A 22,498-nucleotide genomic window follows, 5' to 3' on the forward strand; every position below is an offset into this window, starting at 1 on the left:
AATTCTCATTTGCGAAGCAAATGATGTTTGTACTTAGGAACATCTAACCTTCATATAGAAAAATATGAGTGTAAGGAGGAACTTTTCCATGGAAAATAAACAAAAGGAAAAACCAAAAAAAGGATCGGGAAAAAGATTCTTAAGGATTATACTAATTTCCTTAATTGTGGCTATTTTTCTGCTTGGAGTTGGTTACATCTACTTTGAATATAATAGACTTTCGTACTTCAATTTGAATCTTCAAAATGGTTGGAGAAGTTATTTGGCTTATTTAATCGATTTTATACCAGGATTAAGAAATTTATCTAATTATGAATATCTAGAGATTTCAGATCCTTTCTATTTACAAAAGGAATTGTTAGATACCAAACTCAAAGCTATACAAGACAAAAGAGAAAAATTAATTGCAGAACAAAATGAATTACAAAAACTTTTAGACCAAGTTTCACAAGAAAGTGCAAGTCTAATGGTTCAGCGAGAAGAATTAGAAAAGCTGAATCAAGACTATCAACAAAAAATTGCCCAATACAACGATTACAATACCAGAATTAACACCCTAGCCAATTGGCTAGCTAGATCAACCCCTCAACAAATTGCCAATGCTTTAAGTAGAGAAGAAGTAAGTGTGGAATTACTAGTTGATGCACTCGCAACGCTTGAATCAAAATCAGCCGCAGAAATACTGCAAGCTCTTGCGCTTGTTAACCCACAAAAAGCTGCTGAAGTAATAGCCAAAATGGGAGAAAAAAGGAGCGAATAATTTTGAACATTGCCTTAACTGATCTTATAACAAATTTACCTAAATCTAATAATATTAATAATTTTACTACATATGCATCTAATGCTAAATTGGAATCCTTCGATCAAAAACTTCAAGATATCTTTAGCAACATAGAAGAAAATCTCGGTTTTAAAAACTCTCCAATGCCAGAAAAAGAAGTATTAAAAAATAATAAAAAAAACAACGGTTCTAACGAACTTTTAATTAAAACTATTGAAAAATCAAATAATAATTTATTAGTCACATTGAATGTGAATGATTCGAAAGATTTAATAATTTCAAACACTAAAAAAAACAAAAACATCAAATTGGATGTCGATCAATTACTATTACTCATAGAGACTTCTATCAAAAACGCTAAAAACATAGATAAAAAGGAATTATTAATTCAAGCACAAAAAATATTATCCTCCTCTAAAACAGAGTTTACAGAGGATGACATAGAGGTATTACAAAAAGCTTTTAACATTATCATTAAAGAAAGAGCTAGTAATACCGAAATACATTTAGAAGGCTTAATCAAGCATTCTAAATTCATAGATGAAACCCCCTCCACTCTGTCGCAAAACAACATACATTCAAATGGTTCACAAGAAACAAATCAGATTGTCAGCCCAGACATTCAAAAATTATTACAGTTAATAGAAAAAACTTCAAAAAGTATAGAAAACAAAAATGAAATCAATACATTAGAGCAAGCTCAGAAAATTCTAATTTCTTCAAAAACTGAACTCACAGAAGAAGATAAAGAGGTATTGCAAAAAGCTTTTAGTATTATCATGAAAGAAAGTAAAGCTAGTAATAGTGAAATACCTTTAGTAGGCTTAATCAAGCATTCTAAATCTATAGAAGAAACCCCCTCCACTTTGTCACAAAACAACCTACAATCAAAAGGTTCACAAGAAGCTGGTCAGATTGTCAACTCTGATATCCAAAAATTATTATCCACAATACAAGAAAGCTCAAAAAATATAGAAAACAAAGATGAAATCAATACATTAGAGCAAGCTCAAAAAATACTCTCATCTTTTAAAACAGAGTTTACACCTGATGAATTAAATATAATTAAAACTGCTCTTGGTATAAATACCAACAATAATTCAAAGATGGGAAATTCTTCGTCAAACCTAATTGAAGAAGCAACTCTCATAACCAATTCCTTGATTAAGGGAAACACTGATAAAACAAAGAATAATAAAATTGAGAATAATAATTTCATAAAATCAATGGAATTTGATCAAAAATCAGATCTTTTAAATACAAAAAACAACTTTGGAAAAAATGTGTATTTTGATCCATATGAAACCAGAAAAAACAACATCAATAAAGATAAAAACTCTGAATTACAAAAAGATAATACAGTAAAACTTATACCAACCAGCAATTTAGGAGACGTCAGTAAGAATTTAAATATCGAACAACTAAAAACCAATCAAAGTACTAATGAAATAGATTTAAAATCTCTACAAATCAATAAAAATAGTATACAAGACGGTATCCCTGAAACCAATCTAAAAGATTTAAACGTTCAAATAAAGGAAGTAATTATCTCTAAAAACACTCAAACTTTTTTAAACGAAAGTTTCTCAGTCAAAATATCTCCTCCAGACTTAGGAAAAGTGGATATTCAAATCTTAAAAAACGGGCAAGCTGTAACTGTTAATATATCAACGGAAACAGAAAATGCAAAAAATATTATATCAAAAACATTACAGTCTTTAATTGGAAATTTAAGGGATGAAGGATACCAACCCATCAATATAAAAGTGAATGTCACACAAGAAGAACATTATTTAGCCGATCAAAATAAACAACATCAACAAGAGCAAGAGCAGAAAAAATACGATGAAGATAACCAGAATGACGATCAGCCAAAAGAAGGAACTTACTACACCTTTGATGATTATTTAAGGAGTGATGTGAGTGTTTAACTCAGTATCGATGGATTCTATATATCAAAGTACCTATGAAGCAAAAAAAGGCAGAGAAATAAAAAAAGAATTAGACAAAGAAGCTTTTTTACAACTGTTGGTTGCAGAATTACAAAACCAAGATCCGACTCAACCGATGGAAAACAAAGATCTTGTAGCTCAACTTTCCCAATTATCTACCACTGAACAAATAACAAATATGAGCCAAGCAATTCAAGAAATGGTTAACTTCCAAATGTCACTCAATAAATTGCAAGCTGCAAGCTTGATAGGAAAAACCGTTGTGGTGAATGACAACACGATTGACTTGCAAAGTGGGGTAGCAGAAGGATTAAACTATGGATTAAATAACAGCTCCCAAGTATATTTAGAGATTTATGATTCAAAGGGACAAGTAATTTACACAGAAGATTTGGGCGTGCAGGAAGCAGGGTTACACTCATATGTTTGGAGCGGAAGAAACAACGATGGAACTATGATGCCTGATGGAGAATATCTTTATGGGATTTACACCGTAGAAAATGGCCAATTGGTAGCAAATACCGGTGTAAAAAGTGGAACTGTCGAAGCAGTGAAGTTCTTAGACAATGAACTTTACCTACTTATCAACGGTGAAATGTATCCTTATTCAGTAGTGAATGAAATTAGCGCCTAAATTTTGATTATCAATACGACTAGATAGGAGGAGTATAACATGCTCAGATCAATGTACTCTGGAATCACAGGTTTAAGGAATTTTCAGGATCAACTCGATATAGTTGCAAACAATATCGCTAACGTTAATACAGTAGGCTACAAAGGTTCAAGGGCAACATTTCAAACAACTCTTTTTCAAACATTAAGTGCAGGAAACGCACCACAAAACCAACTGGGTGGAACAAACCCTATGCAAATTGGCTTAGGCTCTCGATTAGCTTCTATAGACAAATTAATGACACAAGGTTCTCCTATGTCTACAGGTAAAGCTACCGACCTAATGATCCAAGGGGAAGGCTTTTTTATACTCTCAGACGGAACAGGTCAATACTATACACGGGCTGGCAACTTTACTAGAGATTACAACGGATTCTTTGTAGATCCTGCATCTGGTATGAAATTACAAGGTTGGACAGCAAAAATCGATCAAGAAGGAAAAAGAATTATTGACACCAACGATCCTATAGGAGATATCCAAGTATCTAGTGGACAAGTAATGGCGGCAAAACAAACATCTTTTGTCAGACTTGCACATAATTTAAATGCAGGTGCAGGTATTCAGGACACAACAATTGTGGTTAAGAGTACAACAGGTGAAAATATACCCGTCAAGTTTTCTTTCAAAAGAGATATGAGTCAAAACAACAAGGATAAAAATGTTTACAATTGGACGGCAAGTGTAGTTGGTTCTGATTACAAATTTGCAGTTGATGATGGTTCGGGCGCTTTAACTTCAACTACCCAAATTAGTGGAAAAGTAGAGCTTGACGACACAGGAAATGTAATTAATTGGGTTAATTACGATGGAGGCGGAGATCCACTAGTAGAAAGTAAGATTTCTATATACGACATAAACGGTGAAATAGTGGATACTAATGGCGATCCTGTCACTGTAACTACATCCGGGACCCCCGCAACTCTCACAGGAAGCATTAGAGTTACAGATAATACAACGGGAGAAACGGTTTATTATGATCCAGAAGATATTGATATTAGTTTTGATGGTTCTGGAAATCTAACAATAACTTTGAATATCGATGGTTCCCAAGTAGATTTTACTGGAACTGCAACTGGGAATACAGTTGGTGAATTCAACAATTTACTAACAACTGGAATAGATGATGGGTCTGGACATACCCTCACAGGGTTACGTTTAACCGGTGCCTCTGATACTGATACTATTGACGTTCAGTCTTTTCCTAATTTAAAATCGGTCAGAGAAATGATTCAACCACCTTCAGGAGGAGCTATAAGATTCACCGATCTTAACAATCCAACCAACTTTTCAGAAGCTAACTATATCAGCCCATCTGTAACAACATCCACAGTTGTATACGATTCTTTAGGTAACCCTTACAATACTTATTTAAAATTCACAAAAATAGATGCTAACACTTGGTATTGGAAGGCAGAGTTAGAAGACGGCACCCCATTGTATAAAAGTACCGCTGATGGTCAATTACTCAATGATCCCGCCGAAGGAGTTATAGCTTTTGATTCAAACGGTAACATAGCTGCCACTCAATGGAGAGTCAAAACTGATGGTACCATAGATCAAACTATCGGAGATGGTAACGATGGAGCAGCGGGTTTCTGGTTCGACCCAGCTCAGCGGGGCGCTGCTTTAAATCCAAGTGTAGACCCTCAATCAGCGGCTGGTGCGGGCCCTGTTAACGTTTCGATTAATTTTCAAGAACTTTCTCAGTTTTTTGCAGAAAATTCCATAGCTGTTATTGAACAAGATGGAAACTCTCAAGGAACCTTAGAGTCTTTTGCTATAAACACCAATGGACAGATTATAGGATCTTTCACAAACGGCTTAACAGCCCCATTAGGACAAGTAGCTCTAGCCACTTTTAACAACCCTGAAGGTTTATCAGCTATAGGTAACTCTATGTACGTTATGAGCTCAAACAGTGGACTTCCGCAAATAGGTGTCTCTGGTGTTGGAGGAAGAGGAAGTATTAATCCAGGGGCTTTAGAAATGTCGAATGTAGATTTGGCAGAAGAGTTCACCAACATGATCATTGCTCAAAGAGGATTTCAAGCAAATTCAAGAAGTATAACCACGGCAGATGCGATCCTTAACGAGCTTGTAAACATCAAGAGATAATTATTTTTGCCGAACTGTGCAAAATGGTTTGTTTGCAATGCTTTAGATATGTTTTCCAAAATTTTGTTTGCTACGCATTTTGCAGTCTTATGCAAAAAGGTTTTTTAATAAAGTATGATTTTGAATTTGGGGATCTTAAGGGGTTTACCCCTTAACGTTTGGGCGAAGGGGCGGTAAAGCAAGTTTTAGGATTTCTAAAGTGAATAATATTTGGAGGTTAAGATGATTAAACTCACAAAATTAAACGATGAAGAATTTTATATAAACCCTTATCAAATTGAAAAAATAGAGTGTCACCCTGATACGACAATAACAATGATGAACGGACATGTTTACGTCGTTAAAGAAAGTATTGAAGAAGTTAATAAAAAAGTGGTAGAATTAAATAAAGAGATTTTTGGCAAATAAAGTAAGCATTATAAATTTTGTGCAACCTTTTTATGAGTGAAATAGTGTAAAGCAAGAGGTGGGATAGTTGTGGATATATCAACAATAATCGGATTATCTTTAGCAATAGTTGCAATAGTAGTGGGTACAGGAAGTGAATTTACAACTTTAATAGATATTCCTTCTTTTTTTATAACCGTGTTGGGATCTATTGGTGCAACTTTCATTGCTCATCCAAGTTCAAGGTCTTTTAAAATGTTTAATATTATCATTGAATCTTTTAAAAATCCTAAGATAGACAACCTTGAAACCTTAAGAACCTTGTACTCGTTTTCTGAAAAAGCAAGACGTGACGGAATGATATCTTTAGAAGAAGATTTAGCAAGTGTTCAAAGTGAATTTTTAAGAGACGGTTTGAGAGCCGCCGTTGATGGTACGGATCCAGAAGAAATAAAAAAGATATTAGAAGTGAAAATGGACATGTACCAAGAAACTGAAGAAGATAAGATCTCAGTTTTGGACACCTGGGGAGCCATGGCTCCGGCCTTTGGTATGATAGGAACTTTGATAGGATTAGTTTTATTGTTAGATACTCTCAGTGATCCGACAACTATTGGCCCAAGGATGTCTCTTGCTCTTATTACAACGTTATACGGTGCTCTTATTGCAAATACCATCGCTCTACCACCTGCTGAAAAACTAAAAAAAAGGGTGGATAAAAATATCAATCAAATGCGAATGATGTTGGAAGGTATACTATCGATAGTACAAGGAGAAAATCCACATTTGATGGAAGAAAAACTTAAGGCATTTCTCAGTGAAGAAGAAAGAAGTACCTATGAGGCAGAAAAAGGTGAAGCTGTTTTGTAATTTAGAGGTGATATTTTATGCCCAGAAAGAAAAGAGAGAAAAAAGGTGAAGCCAAATGGATGACAACTTTCAGCGATATGACTACTTTGTTGTTGACAATGTTTATCGCTTTGTTTTCTATGGCAACTATATCACCTGGAAAATTTCAACAGGCGGTTGTTAGTTTACAAAGTATATTTGAAGGCCAACCAATTGGGATACTAGTAGGTGGAAGAAGTATTTCCGAAGAACCGTTGATTACTTCTAATCCTGGAATTAGGCAAGAATTATTAAAAATTATAGAAGACGAAAGATATAAGGGAAAAATTACTATTGAGGACACAGATAAAGGGACGATAATATCTATGAAAGACTTTGCCTTTTTTAGAACGGGTAGTGCTGAATTAACCGCCGAAGCAAAAGAGCTGTTGTATAGGATAGGTACAATAATATTAGAGCACACATCTAACGCTATCGAAGTTTATGGTTTTACGGATGATCGACCAGTTTTACCTTCAAGTGTATATCCTTCTAATTGGCATTTGAGTTCAGCCAGAGCAGCAAGTGTAGTTAGTTTTTTTACTGGAGAGTTGAAAAATAGAAGGTTAGTAGAAAAGATGCCTGAGATCAATTCTGGACAGTTTGATATAGATTATTTTTACAATTCAGATAGGTTCTTCCCAATTGGTCTGGGAGATAGTGAAATAATGAAACAAATCACCCTGCTGAGTTCAGAAATTAACTCACGAAAATCCCTTGCTTTAGATCAATTCACAAAAGGAGAAATAAATTCTGCTCAGTTGCAGCAAATTGAAAAAGAACTAGAAAGCGAATACAATACAAAATTGTATGAATTAAGACAAAAATACAGAAGAATAGATATTCTTATACTAAGACAAAGGGTAAGATAAATGCAACAAAGCGGAGGCGAAAGATTTTGGAAAATGAAAATATAAATTCAGAAGAAGGAAAAAGTAGAAAATCGAGGTCATCTTTTTTAATGACTTTAATAATAGTCATAGTTGTTGCTTTGATAATATCGGGAATTACGTCCTTTTTTATAGTGAGAATCTTAACATCAAATGTTTCTTCAAGTTCTGATCAATCATCACAAGTATCCTCCACAACTCCTGCTAGAGTGGTATTAATTATGGAAGGTTCCAGATATACTATGATGTTAAAAGGAGGATACGATATTGCCGTTGTAGATTCTTTACAGTTAGATGTTGGAAGTAATCAGGCAAGAGATTTAATAACTTCCAATCGCTTAGAGGTATTAGAGGCTATACGAATGATATTTATGAATAAAACACGAAGTGAGCTATCAACTCCACAGGGTATAGAGTTAACTAAGAAACAAATTAAAGATTCTATAAATGAAATGCTGGGATTTACTGGTGAAAGGAAAAGTTTGGGAGTTATAAAAGTGACTATGATTATAATGACCATAACAACTAGTCAATAATGAAAAAGAGGTGTTTGTATGCCTGAAGATGAAGCCCTTACACAGGAAGAAATAGATAGCATTTTAAAATCAATGAGTTCTGGCGAGACTGCCGAAGAAGTTCTTGAAGAATATCAAGAAGAAGAAAGAAGAATCAAAGATTACAATTTTAGAAGACCAATGAAGTTTTCCAGAGAGCAACTAAGAACTCTACAATTAATCCATGAAAGTTTTGCGAGAGAGCTATCTACTTATCTTTCAGGCAGATGTAGAACTTTTGTTGATGTAAAATATGCTAGTATTGATCAAATTACTTTTTCAGAATTTCAAAAATCTTTGAACTCGCCCACGTTTATCGTTATTTTTTCGTCCGAAGCTTTTTCAGGAAGCGCTATTTTGCAAATGGGCTTAGACTTAGGATACGTCATAATAGACAGACTTTTAGGCGGTTCGGGGAACACTCTTGAAGAGATGCGATCCCCTACTGAGATAGAAACGAACATTTTAAGAAAAGAAGCTTCAGTTATGTTAAGAATGCTATCAAAATCTTGGTCAAACATAGAGGAGTTTGACGCCAATTTAGAAAATTTGGAAACTAATCCCCAATTTGTTCAAGTTGCGCCTTCAAATGAGATGACAATTCTTATAACGCTGTCCGTTACGATAAAAAACGTACAAGGATTTGTTAATCTTTGTTTCCCGTCATCTTCGTTGGAACCTTTGAACGATAAATTGTCAACAAGAATGTGGACTACCTTTTACAGACACACCGAAGAATTTAAAGAGAATCTAAGACAAACTTTACTACTTTCAAAGTTAAATTTATCCGTCATACTTGGCAAAACAGAGATATATTTAAACGATTTTTTGAACCTTGAAGTTGGTGATGTAATCCGATTAGATTCTTTTTACGATGAGCCAATAGATTTGGAAATTGAAGAAAGACCTATATTCAAAGTAAATGTAGGTAAGAGCAAAGGTTTTTACAGTGTAAAGATAGTTGACAAAAATAGAGAGCTTTTAGAAAGACTTCTTGTCGAAGAAAGTATGAAAAAAAAGACAAAAAAGCAAGATCCTTCTGAAAAAGGTGAAGATACAGAAAAAACAGGAGATGAATAAAATGCCTGAAAATGAAGATCGATTTTTAAATCAAAACGAATTAGATTCATTATTAAAAGGAATAAATAACTCCGATGATCCAGAACAAAAAGAAGGCGAGGAAGCCGCAACTGTGAATGAAAAATTAGATCCACTTTTGGATATGATGGGTGAAATTGCAAATATCACAATGGGTTCTGGGGCAACAACCCTTTCAACTTTACTAAGAAGAAAGATAGAAATCCAATATCCCCAAACAGATATTATTAAATTTAAAAATATCTCAACCAATTTTGAAGGTGAAAATGTTATTGTTACAGTAGAGTACAAAAGAGGTTTGTATGGTTTGAACACGTTAGTTTTACCTTTGAATTTAACTAATATAATAGCAGACTTAATGCTAGGAAAAGATCTAGAAAATATCGAAGAAAGAGAATTAGATGATATTAGTTTAAGCGCTGTTTCTGAAGCAGTGAATCAAATGATGGGTACAGCTTCAACTGCTTTATCGGATTTTCTAAAAACAAATATCGATATTTCCCCACCCAATACTAAGGTAATGAACTTTTCAGATCCCAATATTGAGTTTCCTCCAATAGAAACAGACAAAGAAGCCTATGTTATCTCAATAAAGTTCAACATGAAAATCAATGGAATAGCTGAGACAACGTTCTGGCAATTTATACCAATGAAATTTGCTCAAAAAATTAGAGAACTTATGGAGAAAACTTTTGGTAAGATTACAGTGAGCGAAGAAAGCTCAAAAAGTTCCAATGTAAAAGAAAAAAGCAATTCTAACGTGATCAAAGAAAAAAAAGTCAAGGTTCAACCAGTAGAATTTGGTGAATTTGAAAAAAAGGAGGAGCCTATTTCCCCAAATATAGATCTATCAAAGTTGGAACTTTTGCTTGACGTCCCTTTAGAACTAAAAGTTGAGTTAGGATCAACCAAGTTAAATCTTAGAGAGATCTTAGAGTTGCATGAAGGTTCTTTGATACAGTTAAATAAGCTGGCTGGGGAACCTTTGGATATATATGCCAATGGAAGATTAATTGCCAGAGGCGAAGTCGTGGTTATCGATGAGAATTTTGGAATTAGGGTAACAGAAATCGTCTCATTGAGAGAAAGGATGAAAACTTTGAAATGACAATTAAGAAATATTTACTTTTTTCTTTTCTTGCTTTTTCCACATTCATTTATGCACAACCAAACTTAGAAAGCCTATTAGAGAGTTATTTGGGATACAAAAAATTAAAATTTGAAGTTGATATTCAGTTTCAAATAACTGAGAGTAAAGAAATTTCTGCGGAACTAAGATATATTGACAACAGATATTTAATTTTTTCCTTCGAAAAACCATCTTTATTTAAAGATATTTATTATTGTTACGATTTTTTCGAGTCAGTTTTTTACACAAATATTCGTGAGGAAGTAGATGAATACGATCAAATATCTATACGTACAGCTACTATTCCTGATTTAATTTCATCATTCCTACCTTTTTTTAATCCAGAAAATTTTGATGTAATAGTCATAGAAGAAGGTGTTTATGAAATTCAAGAGTACCTCCCAAAAACCAGAAATTTCTTAAAACTGGTTAATATAGACTTTACCAAATTCAATATTTACTATTTTAAACCTTTTGAAAATATAAAAATTCTTGAAAAGCTAGAAATTTTGAATTCTCAAGAGAATAAAAAGATCATAATAAACATCAAAGAAATAAGACCTCTGTCTGATGAAGAAGCAGATGCCGAACTGAAAAAAGTTCTGTTATCTTGATAATTTTGCTATAAATGAGCTAAATCTGACAGGGAGTAATCTGCGTACCTTTTTTCCAAATTCTCTCCGTTTTTCTTCCTTTTTAAATAGGTTAGTTGTTCTTTTAGGACCTTTTTGCTTTCTGGCTTCCCATGTCCTGGAAAAACAGTTTCTATATCTAAGGAAGATAAGTTATTTAATCTAGATATCCATTCATCAACATTTGAATTGAGTATTTCTGCGTGTACCTTAGAAAATACGAGATCACCACTTATCAAATATCCTTGCGGTTTAAGGATATAGATTGTTGAATCTAAAGTATGTCCACCAATATTTTCTGCTGATAAAATTTGGTCTCTTAGGAGAAGAAAAATAGAATTTTCAAAAATGACGATATCTTTTTCTCTTAAAGCCTCTTTGAAATTGTTAAAATTATAGTCAGCAATCTTTGAACTTTCTTTAAGAAAAGTGGCATCCAAGGTATTAAGAAAATCCAACGTTTTTTTGTTCATATACAGATCAAATTTGCGTTTACTAAAAACAGCTCCAAAAGTGTGGTCAGGGTGAAAATGAGTGAAAAAAACCTTTTTTAATTTTTTTGAAGTACGCTCTTCAACTATTTTGACCATATCTTCAAATTTTCTTGGATAAAGAGAGCTATCGAAGGCTATCAATCCATCATCATACTCCAAAAATGTAACAGAGCTTGCGCCATTTACAAACCAAAAATTGTAAACGTTATCGTAACTTTCGAACATACAAATCACCTCTAAAAGTAAACAGTTAGCTCCCCTTTGCCGAACGTTAAGGGGGTTGCCCCTTAAAAACCCCAAATTCAAGATCAAAACCATTTAAAAACATTGTGTGCACACTGCGGCAAACACTCCCAACCCATTACGACAAAAAATTTTATCGCCCCATTTTGCAACCCATCATCTTATTATTTTTTAAGTTCTATTATATTTTTTCTATAAAAAAAATTGATATTCCTTGAACCAAGTGATATAATTTTGTTAGGAATACTAATCAATTTGGGACGGTGAGTCTTTTGATTAAAGAGTTTTTAAAAAAGTACTGGTGGAGATACCTCATCGGGATTCTCTTTCTCATAATTGTTGACATTATTCAACTATTTATTCCAAGAGAAATTGGAAGCATAGTAGATATACTAAACACTCAATCTCCGAACCTTAATCAAGTTAAAACACTGATCTTTGGAATAATCATGTTAACTTTAGGATTAGGAATTGGCAGAGTTTTTTGGAGAATTTCAATTATTGGAGCCGCTAGACTTTTTGAATATCAAACATGGAAAAAAATGTTCGACCATATCATCGGTTTAGACCAAGATTTTTTCGACAAATGGAGAACTGGAGATTTGATGACTAGGTTCACTTCTGATGTTTCTACGTTGATGCGTATGCTGGGAATTCTGGTTATAATGCTTGTTGATACAATAGTGTTGACAACCTTGACCGTTTTTGCAATGGGTACTTTTGTGAATTGGAGATTGACCTTTATATCGGTACTGCCTCTTCCTTTAATAGCAATTATATCACTCTTTTTTGGAAGATTCATTCACAGAAGATTCAGAGAATTACAAGAAAAAACTTCTGAGTTATCTAATATAACCGAAGAAAACGTCTCTGGCGTGGATGTTGTAAAGTTATATTCTAACTATGATACGATGCAAGAGTTATTTGACAACAAGTCTCAAGAGTTCTATAATTCTTACATCCGCTTGGTAAAAGTTTGGGGATTGATGTTTCCCTTAGCAATGTTAGTAGGACAATTAGCGACTATTTTTGTTTTCAATTTTGGTGGGCCCATGGTAATAAACAACCAGATAACCCTTGGAGACTTCATAATGACAAATCAATATATCGGAATGTTGATATGGCCAATGATGGCGGTTGGAAACTTAATCAACCTAATACAAAGAGGAAGAGCTTCTTTAAAAAGGGTTAATGAAGTTTTAGAACAAAAAAATTCTATTCAAGAACCCCCAAGAGAAGATTTTGAATTTCAGGGCCACTATCAAATCAACCATCTAACTTTCAAATATCCAGGTTCACAAAGAGAAGTTTTGAAGGATATAAACATGAATATAAACCCGGGAGAAATGGTAGCCTTTGTTGGAAGAATAGGTTCAGGAAAATCTACATTAGCTAAGCTCCTTGTAAAACTATACCCAGTTGAAAGAGGACAGATATTTTTAGACGGTAAGGATATTAACGGTTTGAATGGTGAATTTATAAGAGACTATGTTTCGTATGTACCACAAGATAGTTTCTTATTTTCAATGACGATAAGAGAAAATATAGCTTTTGCAAATGAAGAAATGGAAGACAAAGTCGAAGAATTTGCAAAACTTTCTCACGTACATGATGACATAATGAGCTTCGAAAATAAATACGACACAATTGTTGGAGAAAGAGGAGCCACACTTTCAGGTGGTCAAAGGCAAAGGGTTACCATAGCAAGAGCTCTAGCCAAAAGATCAAAATGGATAATATTGGACGATTGTCTTTCTGCTGTAGATACAGAGACCGAAGAAGAAATTATCAAAACACTTAGGCAACAAGCGGAAGGCAAAACGATCCTTGTTATATCTCACAGGCTCAAAGCGGTTAAAAATGCGGACCAGATCTATGTATTCGACAATGGACAAATCGTTGAACATGGTAATCATAATCAGTTAATCTCACAAGAAGGTATTTACTATTCTATGTACCTGAAACAATTAATAGAAAAAAATTTGGAGGAGTAGAGTAATGGCTTCTGTTCATGAGGAAATATTTTTAGAAGAAAAAGAAAAAAGCGAAGGCGATCTCAAAACATTCCTGAGGCTGTGGGTGTATATAAAAAAATACAAGTTACTCCTTTTTTTGACCTTTTTAACTTTGGCTATAGCAACGATAATAGAGTTAGCGTTGCCAGTTTTCATACGGTATGGGATTGATAATGTAATAAATGTAAATTATTCGTTCGATATGGTCCCTGAGAGTCGAACGCAATTTGTTGAACAGGAGAATGGAGCATATAATCTAGAAAAAAGAGACAACAACTATTATATGGTTAACAATCAAACAGGCGAAAGAATACAAGTCTCAGGGGAACAATATTCCCAATACTTTGACACAGCTATTCGAAAAATACAGATTTTTAGCCTTATTTTTATATCAGTACTTGTAGGACAATTTCTTTTAAATTATGGTCAAGTTTTTTTTGCCAACGTAGTTGGCCAAAAGGTTATTTTCCATCTTAGAAAAGACTTATTCAGTCACATATTAAAACTCAAATATACATATTTTGAAAAAAATCCTCCAGGCAAAGTGACAACCCGTGTAGTTAATGATACCCAAAATTTATCAGATTTCTTCAGTGACGTTGTAACAAGTTTCCTAAAAGATATAGCCATAATAATTGGGGTGATCATTTTAATGATGGTCCTAGACTTTAAACTAAGCTTGTATACAATGTCTATGTTCCCAGTTATTGTCGTTTCAGTTGTGTTATTCCGACATTTTGATAGAAAAGCCTACGACAAAGTCAGAACCAGAATATCTGCCTTAAATTCCTACTTAGCCGAAAATTTAGCTGGAAGTAATGTTACAAGATTATTCAATCAAGAAGAAAGAAAGAAAAAGGAATTTGATTACATGAGTACCAAGGTATATCGTGCTAATCTGCAACAAATATATGTATTTGCAATCTTTAGACCCCTGATGAGTCTTTTGCAGTATTTTACGATTAGTATTTTGCTTTGGTTTGGTTCCTTGCAATTAACGGATGGACAAACAACTTTTGGAACTATCTATGCCTTCACTTCTTACATAGATATGTTTTTTAGACCTTTGTTTGACCTAGCAGAAAAGTATGACATAATGCAAAACGCATTTGCATCAGCTGGAAAAATTTTTAAGATATTTGATCAAGAACAGGAAGATTTTGGGAGGAAAAAGTATGATACTATTCAAGAAGGTAAAGTCGAATTTCAAAACGTTAAATTCTCCTACGATGGAAATACAGAAGTCTTAAAAGGCGTAAGTTTCAAAATAAATCCTAATGAAAGAATAGCCATAGTTGGAGAAACAGGCTCAGGAAAAACTACAATAATTAAATTGATAAGTGGTCTTTACAAATACCAAAGTGGTAAAATACTGTTAGACGATAAAGAATTATATGAATACAATCTAAACGAATTACGCAAAAAAATTGCGGTTGTACCTCAGGACGTATTCTTGTTCTCTGGAACTATTTTAGACAACATGAGATTATTTAATCAAAACATTCCTGATGAAGAAGTAAAAAAGGTTGCCAAATCCGTATATGCCCATGAAATTATCTCGCGGTTGCCCCAAAATTACTATACAGTCATTACAGAAAGAGGTGGAACTTTATCATCTGGTGAAAGACAATTGGTAGCCTTAACGAGGGCGGTACTTTTTAATTCAAAGATCATAATTTTAGACGAAGCAACAGCAAACGTGGATGTAGAAACTGAATTTTTAATACAACAAGCTTTGAATAAAATATCTGAACGTTCAACCATAATTTCCATTGCACACAGACTTTCGACTGTGAAAAGCTCCAACAGGATAATAGTAGTGCATAAAGGGCTAGTTGTTGAAGAAGGAAGACATGAAGAACTTATCAACAACCACGGAATTTATTACGATCTTTACAGACTTCAGTTCGAAAATAGCTAATAATAACCAGACTATGAAGGGGGTTTATACCTTGAACTTCTTTGATAATATACCACCAAGCACATCTGTTTCACCTATATCAAAAGAACTCTATTTAAAAAATGATTCAGATGTTGCCGTTTTGATTCTACACGGTTACACGGGTTCTCCTCATGATATGTACTACATAGGAAGACAGATTCATAAATCCGGTTATTCTATTTACATACCTAGACTTCCTGGGCATGGCACGAATTCGAACGATTTTTTAAACTCTAATTGGAGAGATTGGCTCAGAAAATCAGTAGATTCTTATATTAATTTAAAAACCTACCACCAAAAAGTCTACATTTTAGGCCTCTCTATGGGTGGTGTAATAGCAACTCTTTTAGCAGCTAAATTTCATCCAGAAAAAATTGTTTTAGCTGCTCCTGCACTAGAAGCAAAAGATTGGAGAATAAAATTAACTCCATTCTTTGGCGCTTTTGTTAAGAAAATAAAAAGAAAAAATCCTCAGACATTCAATGACGAAAAGCTTGCTTATCTTGCTAGCCAATACTGGAATTATGACTGGCCCTCAAAGGCAGCAGATCTTTATAAACTGCAAAAAATGGCTCTTAAGAATCTTTCAGAAGTTACATCTAAAACTTATGTAATACTATCAAAAAAAGATGAAGCAGTTCCTTTTTCCGTAAAAGAAATTATTGAAAACAATATTAAAGGAAAAACCGAATTTCTGATATTGGAAGAAAGTGGGCACGTGGTTGTAAACGATATCGAAAAAGAAAAAGTGGCAGAACAAACGATAACTTGGCTTAAGAAAGAATAGTCAACGTACAAAACAACACAATTATTTCTACTTTGAAATTCTTTCTTTTGAGAAAACCTGTTGCAAATAGTACCCGGTGTAAGTACCACTCTCAGCTATTTCTTCTGGGGTGCCTGCAGCTACAATATAGCCCCCATTTTCTCCACCTTCTGGACCTAAGTCTATAATGTAATCTGCATTTTTTATAATGTCCATCTCATGTTCTATCACTATAACAGTATTACCCTTTTCAACGAGAATATTGAGAACTTTTATTAATTTCTTTATATCTTCGAAATGAAGACCCGTAGTAGGTTCATCGAGTATATAAACGGTATTACCCGTGGATTTCTTTCTCAACTCGGAGGTTAATTTAATCCTTTGAGCTTCTCCACCAGAAAGGGTAGTTGCAGGTTGCCCCAATCTTATGTATCCTAAGCCCACATCTTGCAATAGCTCTAAAACATTTTTTATTAATGGCAAATTCTTGAAAAAGTCCAAAGCTTCATCTACGGTCATATCTAAAACATCAGAAATATTTTTACCTCTGTAAGTCACCTTCAATGTCTCTTTGTTGTACCTCTTACCTTTACATACATCACAGGTTACATACACATCAGGCAGGAATTGCATCTCGATCTTCAAAACACCGTGACCTTTACAGGCTTCACATCTTCCACCTTTAACGTTGAAGGAAAATCTTCCCTTATCGTATCCTCGAATCTTAGCCTCAGGTGTTGCTGCGAACAGTTCACGAATATAATCGAATACTCCAGTATATGTAGCGGGGTTGCTCCTTGGAGTTCTACCAATAGGACTTTGATCTATAGAGATCACACTATCTATGTAGTTTAAACCTTCGATCTTTTCATATTCTCCAGGTCTCACCCTAGAATTATACAGCTCCTTTTGTAAAGCTGGATACAATGTATCCATAATCAATGAAGATTTACCAGAACCAGAAACTCCGGTTATAACAACAAACTTACCCAATGGAATCTCAACCGTCACATTTTTCAAATTGTTGTGCCTGGCACCGATTATCTTTAAACTACCGTTCTTTTCAACTCGCCTTTTGTCAAGTATTTTGATTCTTGTTTCTCCTCTTAAATATTTCCCTGTAAGGGAGCCATTAGAATTCTCTAACAATTTACTAGTAGGACCTTGAAAGATCACTCTTCCGCCGTTGACACCAGCGCCAAGTCCGAGATCTATTATATAATCAGAGGATCTAATTACGTTCTCATCATGTTCGACAACTATTACCGTATTATCAAGGTCTCTCAATTTTTTCAATGTATTTATCAACCTATCGTTGTCTCTTTGGTGAAGCCCTATAGTCGGCTCATCCAAGACATATGTCACCCCTGTCAATCCTGATCCTATCTGTGTGGCCAATCTAACCCTCTGAGACTCTCCTCCAGAAAGCGTTGTTGCATTCCTTCCAAGTGTCAAATAATCAAGTCCGACATCGATCAAAAAAGTTAACCTTCTATTTATTTCTCTAAGAAGTTCGTGGGCAATTTCCATTTCAAAATCAGTAAGTTTCAAGGCATCAAAGAAAAGCTTTACTTCACTAATTGGCATTTCTGTCAGATCATATATATTGTATCCATCGATCTTAACGCTTAATGTCTCTTCCCTCAATCTTTTACCGTTACAGGCTTGACACGTCTTTTGAATCATGAAATTCCTTTCAATCCATTCCCTTATATCCCGCGAATCCGTTTGCTTGTACCTTCTTTCGTACCAATTCACCATTCCTTCAAACTCTCTAGTAAATTCATAATTGTCCCCATTCCTTTTTGAAAAGGAAAAATTTATTTCTTTGTCAGTCCCATACAACAAGGTATTTAAAACTTTCGAAGGCATGTTTTTTAAAGGTTTTGATGGCTCCTCTCCCAAACTTCTAACAACATCTTTCATCATGCTCACCATGAAAGTATCCTTCCCCATATTCAAAGCAGCCCCATCCTCTAATGACTTATTTATATCAAATATATATTCTGGTTCAATCTCTAATTTAAAACCTAATCCATGACATTCAGAACATGCACCATAAGGACTATTGAATGAAAACAATTTCGGGTTAATTTCTGGAAAACTATATCCACATTTAGGGCAAGCTAAATTCTCAGAAAAAGTTTGAGAAGAAATGACGTTCTCATCACTATCCATTTCCCTAATTTCTACAAAGCCATCACCTTCTTTAAGTGACAATTCAACGGCTTCGAAGATTCTTTCAAAATTATCTTTTCTCAACTTAACTCTATCAACAAGTAGGTTTATATTATGCCTATAACTCTTTTCAAGTGAGTCTATCTCATCTAAATCGTATATAACTCCGTCAATTTCTACCCTTTTGAAACCAGAGATCTTCATGTTATGTAGTTCTTTTTTGAACTCACCTTTCTTTTCCTTAGCAATTGGAGCAAAGATATACAATCTTGCATTCTCTTTAAAATTCCTAAAAATATTATCCACAATTTCATCCACTGTAGAACTTTGCAATGGTATGTTACACTTTGGGCAGTAAGCCTTGCCAACCCTTGCAAACAATACCCGAATATAATCATAAATCTCTGTGATGGTACCTACCGTAGACCTCGGATTATGACTTACAGATTTTTGCTCAATAGCAATTGAAGGAGAAAGCCCTTCTATTAATTCTACATCGGGTTTTTTCAAATTGCCTAAAAACTGTCTTGCATATGAAGAAACAGATTCCAAATACCTTCTTTGACCTTCCGCATATATAGTATCAAGTGCTAAAGTTGATTTCCCTGAACCAGATAATCCAGTAATAACTGAAAGCGTATTCTTAGGTATCTCAACATCTATATTTTTTAAATTATGCTCTCTAGCACCTTTTATCCTAATCCATTTATTATCCATATATATCCTCCTGGAAAGGTAAATATTCTCACCTTTTTTATACATATATATTATACAATCAAAAAATTAACGCTAAAAGAATTTTTTATATTTTTTAACAAAGAAGCTTTAAAGTATCTTCTCTTCTAGATTCACACATAAAAAACACATATGATATAATTACATTATATGATTAACAACTGGGTGGGCAGCGGGGGAAGCGCTATATTTAAAGTTTCAGAGCCTTTAAAGACACTACTTCTAAAAAAGGAGCTCTCCAAATGAAAACAGCGATGATATTTGGAACACGACCAGAAGCAATAAAAATGGCACCGTTATACATAAAGATGAAAGAAGAAAATATGGAGGTAAAAGTAATAGCAACCGCTCAACACAGAGAAATGCTCGATCAAGTGTTGAATCTCTTCGAAATAAAACCAGACTATGACTTAAATATAATGACCAAAAATCAAACCCTACCACAACTAACTTCAAAACTAGTTACAGAGATAGATAAAATACTAAAAATTGAACCATTCGATTACATATTAGTACAAGGCGATACAACCTCCACTTTTGTAGCAAGCCTTGCTGCTTTTTACAACAAAATACCTGTTGGGCACGTAGAAGCAGGCTTAAGAACGAGCGATATATACAACCCCTTCCCAGAAGAGATGAACAGAAGACTAACAGGCACAATTGCAAAGCACCACTTTGCTTCTACCCAAAAGGCAAAAGATAACCTCCTAAAAGAAGGTGTAGAAGAGAAAAGAATAATAGTAACAGGCAACACGGTTATTGATGCATTACTATGGGTAAAAGAAAACAAAAACAAAGATATGGAAAAGATAAAAGAAAAATACAACATAAAAAACAAAAAGTTTATCTTAATAACCATGCACAGAAGGGAGAACTGGGAAAAACCGATAGAAAACGTAATGAAAGCGATAAAAAGGTATCTACACGAAAACGAAGAAATGCATATAGTATTTCCAGTCCACTTAAATCCGATAGTGAGAGAAACTGTGTATAAAATACTTGGGAACGAGGAAAAAGCTATACTAATAGACCCTGTTGAATACTTAGAATTCATAGCGTTAATGGATGAAAGCTATTACATAATGACAGATTCAGGAGGAATACAAGAAGAAGCACCCACATTAGGCAAACCAACATTGGTGTTAAGAGAAACAACGGAAAGACCAGAGGCAATAGAAGCAGGAACAGCAAAATTAATAGGAACGCAAGAAGAAAAAGTTTATCAGGCCATGAAAGAACTAGAAACAGAAAAATATGCACAAATGAGCAAAGTAAGCAATCCTTTTGGAGATGGAAAGGCATCTCAAAGAATCGTTGAATTTTTGAAAGAAAGATATTACTCTTGATAAGGACTATTTTCACTTGCCACCATTCTATTCCCTGACAAATCGGACCTATAATACAGTTCGTCGTAAAGTTGCAAAAAATCTTTAATAGAAGTCTCTTCGCTCAAATTGATACATTTATTATCCTCATCAAACTTAACTTTTAGATTAAAATCTTTTATCACTCCCTTAACTTTAGAAAATTCAAATTTCTTATAATTACCTTTTTTGATAACCTTATAAAACCTCTTCAAATACAATGGTTTATTTTTGATTTTCCTACTAAAATCGTCGATACCTTTTAATTTAACATCCTTGCCAAAAAGATTCCCCTTTCTCTTTATTTCCTCGATAACTTCATCTTTAGCCTCTTCATATTTCTTGTAAAACCCAAAATCTCTTTCAAAATAAGTCAGATTTCTAATTAAGACTGTATCACCAACAACAATGTAATCAAAAGTATTTTTTGGAACTATAAAAAACTGTTCTTTAAAAGGTTGAATTTTACGTGCAGTAAGGGCTAAAATCCTTTTATCTTTAAAGATTTTGGAAGCTGTTAAATATTGAATACCCAACAAAAAATCATTAAACTCTTCACTACACAACTTTACTATCAATTTGAACTTCTTAATCGCTTCCAAGTCTTTATTAGAATAATTTTTTATATATTTACCTTCACGAATAATCTCAACAATATTTCCAATATCCCTTACATTCTCTTTAACATCTTTTAGATACAAAAAACTCTTATCATGAATGACTGTTTCGTACTTATCTACCTTGTTTGATTCTTTGAAGCGTAAATCATTTAAAAACTCGTCAGTAGAGGCCAGAAAAATGCTCTTGAAAAACAAGGGATCCTCATTTTTTAACCAAAATATCTCGTTATTCTCACTTTGGATAAAAACATCCATTATGAAATCCCCTGAAGTATCTATTAGCTCCCTAAGAGATTCTAAATTCTCTTTTAAAAAGATATTCTCTAAAATCTCATCCCAATTAACTTTATTCATTTCTTGCCAGCCATCCCCACATAAATATCCTTGGAAAACTCTTTAAATTTCATTCCTTCGGTTATTGACTTTGAAATCAACCAAACCGGTCGCATACTTTTTTCACTTCCATCCATAAAATAAATCTTGTAAATACTATAACCAAATAAAGAAAGAACAGGGTTTATAGCTATTAAATCCGTCTTTACATAAATATTACCTACAATAAAAACGATTAGAGCAAAAGAAATTAATTCTTTTATGCCACCAAAACTTATAAAAGGCAAGATATAAACAAAAATATAATCCAACAATCTCACGTTCTGCGATTCTACTCTCTCAAATGGAATGAATTTTACCTCGGCATTCTTCTTGGCAGAAATAAAAAGGATCAATGAACCAACAAAAACAAAAATCGAAAAAACACTAAAAAATAAGAACAAAACGTTCCCAAAATTATTAATGGCAAAGATAACAAAAAGAGGTAGATATGAAAGTAAAAACAAAAACGATTTAAACAACGTATTGATCATATAAAAACCTCCCCAGTGAGAAAATCTATTTATCTTAATAAATCACATATTCATAATTATAACAAATAAATCCATCTTTTAATTCTGTATCTCATATCAGCTTTATGTGGAAAGCAGTTGTTTCTTATGATATAATAAATCGGTGGATAATAAAAACAGCAAAAGCCGTTAACTAA

The 22,498-nt window shown here is 33.7% G+C and carries 19 protein-coding genes and 1 pseudogene; 16 read left to right on the forward strand and 4 right to left on the reverse strand.

The genetic code is table 11. The annotated features are described in order from the left end of the window. The first annotated feature begins 88 nt into the window (after window positions 1-88). The 11 genes from AD60_RS00450 to AD60_RS00500 all read left to right on the forward strand — a co-directional run bounded on the left by AD60_RS00450 (window position 89) and on the right by AD60_RS00500 (window position 11,081). Window positions 89-760: a hypothetical protein gene (locus AD60_RS00450; RefSeq protein ID WP_103875909.1), complete on the forward strand. Its 672-nt coding sequence runs from the start codon at window positions 89-91 to the stop codon at window positions 758-760. Between the two features lie 2 nt (window positions 761-762). Then, window positions 763-2,712 carry a flagellar hook-length control protein FliK gene (locus tag AD60_RS00455; RefSeq protein ID WP_103875910.1) on the forward strand — a complete coding sequence of 650 codons (1,950 nt, stop codon included), beginning with the start codon at window positions 763-765 and terminating at the stop codon, window positions 2,710-2,712. Then, on the forward strand, window positions 2,705-3,367 hold the full coding sequence (locus AD60_RS00460; protein ID WP_103875911.1) for a flagellar hook assembly protein FlgD: 663 nt from the start codon (window positions 2,705-2,707) through the stop codon (window positions 3,365-3,367). Before AD60_RS00455 ends, AD60_RS00460 begins: the two co-directional genes overlap by 8 nt. 39 nt (window positions 3,368-3,406) lie before the next feature. After that, window positions 3,407-5,521: a flagellar hook protein FlgE gene (locus tag AD60_RS00465; RefSeq protein ID WP_103875912.1), complete on the forward strand. Its 2,115-nt coding sequence runs from the start codon at window positions 3,407-3,409 to the stop codon at window positions 5,519-5,521. A 222-nt stretch (window positions 5,522-5,743) separates the two neighbouring features. After that, window positions 5,744-5,929 carry a flagellar FlbD family protein gene (locus tag AD60_RS00470; protein ID WP_103875913.1) on the forward strand — a complete coding sequence of 62 codons (186 nt, stop codon included), beginning with the start codon at window positions 5,744-5,746 and terminating at the stop codon, window positions 5,927-5,929. A gap of 69 nt (window positions 5,930-5,998) precedes the next feature. After that, entirely contained in the window at window positions 5,999-6,778 is a 780-nt protein-coding gene (locus tag AD60_RS00475) for a motility protein A (RefSeq protein ID WP_103875914.1), read from the forward strand. A 17-nt stretch (window positions 6,779-6,795) separates the two neighbouring features. Next, window positions 6,796-7,668, forward strand: coding sequence for a flagellar motor protein MotB (locus AD60_RS00480; protein WP_103875915.1), 873 nt, complete (start codon window positions 6,796-6,798; stop codon window positions 7,666-7,668). A gap of 26 nt (window positions 7,669-7,694) precedes the next feature. Beyond that, the gene (fliL, locus tag AD60_RS00485) at window positions 7,695-8,222 is read left to right on the forward strand and encodes a flagellar basal body-associated protein FliL (RefSeq protein ID WP_103875916.1); all 528 of its coding nucleotides are present in this window, start codon (window positions 7,695-7,697) and stop codon (window positions 8,220-8,222) included. Window positions 8,223-8,240: 18 nt separating this feature from the next. After that, window positions 8,241-9,320 carry a flagellar motor switch protein FliM gene (gene fliM, locus AD60_RS00490; protein ID WP_103875917.1) on the forward strand — a complete coding sequence of 360 codons (1,080 nt, stop codon included), beginning with the start codon at window positions 8,241-8,243 and terminating at the stop codon, window positions 9,318-9,320. 1 nt (window position 9,321) lies between these two features. Continuing rightward, window positions 9,322-10,446, forward strand: coding sequence for a flagellar motor switch phosphatase FliY (gene fliY, locus AD60_RS00495; RefSeq protein ID WP_103875918.1), 1,125 nt, complete (start codon window positions 9,322-9,324; stop codon window positions 10,444-10,446). Further along, window positions 10,443-11,081: a hypothetical protein gene (locus AD60_RS00500; protein ID WP_103875919.1), complete on the forward strand. Its 639-nt coding sequence runs from the start codon at window positions 10,443-10,445 to the stop codon at window positions 11,079-11,081. The genes fliY and AD60_RS00500 overlap by 4 nt, the downstream gene beginning before the upstream one ends. Before the next feature lie 8 nt (window positions 11,082-11,089). Here AD60_RS00500 and AD60_RS00505 read toward each other — a convergent pair whose 3' ends face one another. Then, window positions 11,090-11,818, reverse strand: a complete 729-nt coding sequence (locus AD60_RS00505) for an MBL fold metallo-hydrolase (protein WP_158248339.1) — start codon at window positions 11,816-11,818, stop codon at window positions 11,090-11,092. Between the two features lie 281 nt (window positions 11,819-12,099). On the opposite strand from AD60_RS00505, the gene AD60_RS00510 reads away from it, so the two are divergent. From AD60_RS00510 to AD60_RS00520, 4 genes and pseudogenes are all read left to right on the forward strand, one after another. Beyond that, window positions 12,100-13,830, forward strand: a complete 1,731-nt coding sequence (locus AD60_RS00510; protein ID WP_233186762.1) for an ABC transporter ATP-binding protein — start codon at window positions 12,100-12,102, stop codon at window positions 13,828-13,830. 172 nt (window positions 13,831-14,002) lie between these two features. Beyond that, window positions 14,003-14,860, forward strand: a pseudogene (locus tag AD60_RS10635) (ABC transporter ATP-binding protein); the annotation flags it as partial. 87 nt (window positions 14,861-14,947) lie between these two features. After that, complete coding sequence (locus AD60_RS10640; RefSeq protein ID WP_370445625.1) at window positions 14,948-15,772, forward strand: ABC transporter ATP-binding protein; 825 nt, start codon at window positions 14,948-14,950, stop codon at window positions 15,770-15,772. Window positions 15,773-15,803: 31 nt separating this feature from the next. After that, a complete protein-coding gene (locus AD60_RS00520) occupies window positions 15,804-16,580 on the forward strand; it encodes a carboxylesterase (RefSeq protein WP_103875923.1) in 777 nt (258 codons plus the stop codon). 27 nt (window positions 16,581-16,607) lie between these two features. Here AD60_RS00520 and uvrA read toward each other — a convergent pair whose 3' ends face one another. Continuing rightward, entirely contained in the window at window positions 16,608-19,454 is a 2,847-nt protein-coding gene (uvrA, locus tag AD60_RS00525) for an excinuclease ABC subunit UvrA (protein WP_103875924.1), read from the reverse strand. A gap of 260 nt (window positions 19,455-19,714) precedes the next feature. On the opposite strand from uvrA, the gene wecB reads away from it, so the two are divergent. Continuing rightward, on the forward strand, window positions 19,715-20,818 hold the full coding sequence (wecB, locus tag AD60_RS00530; protein ID WP_103875925.1) for a non-hydrolyzing UDP-N-acetylglucosamine 2-epimerase: 1,104 nt from the start codon (window positions 19,715-19,717) through the stop codon (window positions 20,816-20,818). On the opposite strand, the gene AD60_RS00535 is transcribed toward wecB, so the two are convergent. Together AD60_RS00535 and AD60_RS00540 are read right to left on the reverse strand one after the other, a co-directional pair. Continuing rightward, window positions 20,809-21,810, reverse strand: a complete 1,002-nt coding sequence (locus AD60_RS00535; protein ID WP_103875926.1) for a Kiwa anti-phage protein KwaB-like domain-containing protein — start codon at window positions 21,808-21,810, stop codon at window positions 20,809-20,811. The two genes, wecB and AD60_RS00535, sit on opposite strands and share 10 nt — an antisense overlap. Then, on the reverse strand, window positions 21,807-22,322 hold the full coding sequence (locus AD60_RS00540) for a hypothetical protein (RefSeq protein ID WP_103875927.1): 516 nt from the start codon (window positions 22,320-22,322) through the stop codon (window positions 21,807-21,809). Before AD60_RS00540 ends, AD60_RS00535 begins: the two co-directional genes overlap by 4 nt. Between the last annotated feature and the right edge of the window lie 176 nt (window positions 22,323-22,498).

Source organism: Petrotoga sp. SL27, from assembly GCF_002924605.1.
GTDB lineage: Bacteria > Thermotogota > Thermotogae > Petrotogales > Petrotogaceae > Petrotoga > Petrotoga sibirica.

Coding starts and splice junctions, on each gene's coding strand:
- AD60_RS00540 (WP_103875927.1), bottom strand. CDS start 22,322: ATGATCAATACGTTGTTTAAATCGTTTTTGTTTTTACTTTCATATCTA.
- AD60_RS00465 (WP_103875912.1), top strand. CDS start 3,407: ATGCTCAGATCAATGTACTCTGGAATCACAGGTTTAAGGAATTTTCAG.
- AD60_RS00500 (WP_103875919.1), top strand. CDS start 10,443: ATGACAATTAAGAAATATTTACTTTTTTCTTTTCTTGCTTTTTCCACA.
- AD60_RS00505 (WP_158248339.1), bottom strand. CDS start 11,818: ATGTTCGAAAGTTACGATAACGTTTACAATTTTTGGTTTGTAAATGGC.
- wecB (WP_103875925.1), top strand. CDS start 19,715: ATGAAAACAGCGATGATATTTGGAACACGACCAGAAGCAATAAAAATG.
- AD60_RS00480 (WP_103875915.1), top strand. CDS start 6,796: ATGCCCAGAAAGAAAAGAGAGAAAAAAGGTGAAGCCAAATGGATGACA.
- fliM (WP_103875917.1), top strand. CDS start 8,241: ATGCCTGAAGATGAAGCCCTTACACAGGAAGAAATAGATAGCATTTTA.
- fliY (WP_103875918.1), top strand. CDS start 9,322: ATGCCTGAAAATGAAGATCGATTTTTAAATCAAAACGAATTAGATTCA.
- uvrA (WP_103875924.1), bottom strand. CDS start 19,454: ATGGATAATAAATGGATTAGGATAAAAGGTGCTAGAGAGCATAATTTA.
- AD60_RS00450 (WP_103875909.1), top strand. CDS start 89: ATGGAAAATAAACAAAAGGAAAAACCAAAAAAAGGATCGGGAAAAAGA.
- AD60_RS00535 (WP_103875926.1), bottom strand. CDS start 21,810: ATGAATAAAGTTAATTGGGATGAGATTTTAGAGAATATCTTTTTAAAA.
- AD60_RS10640 (WP_370445625.1), top strand. CDS start 14,948: ATGCAAAACGCATTTGCATCAGCTGGAAAAATTTTTAAGATATTTGAT.
- AD60_RS00470 (WP_103875913.1), top strand. CDS start 5,744: ATGATTAAACTCACAAAATTAAACGATGAAGAATTTTATATAAACCCT.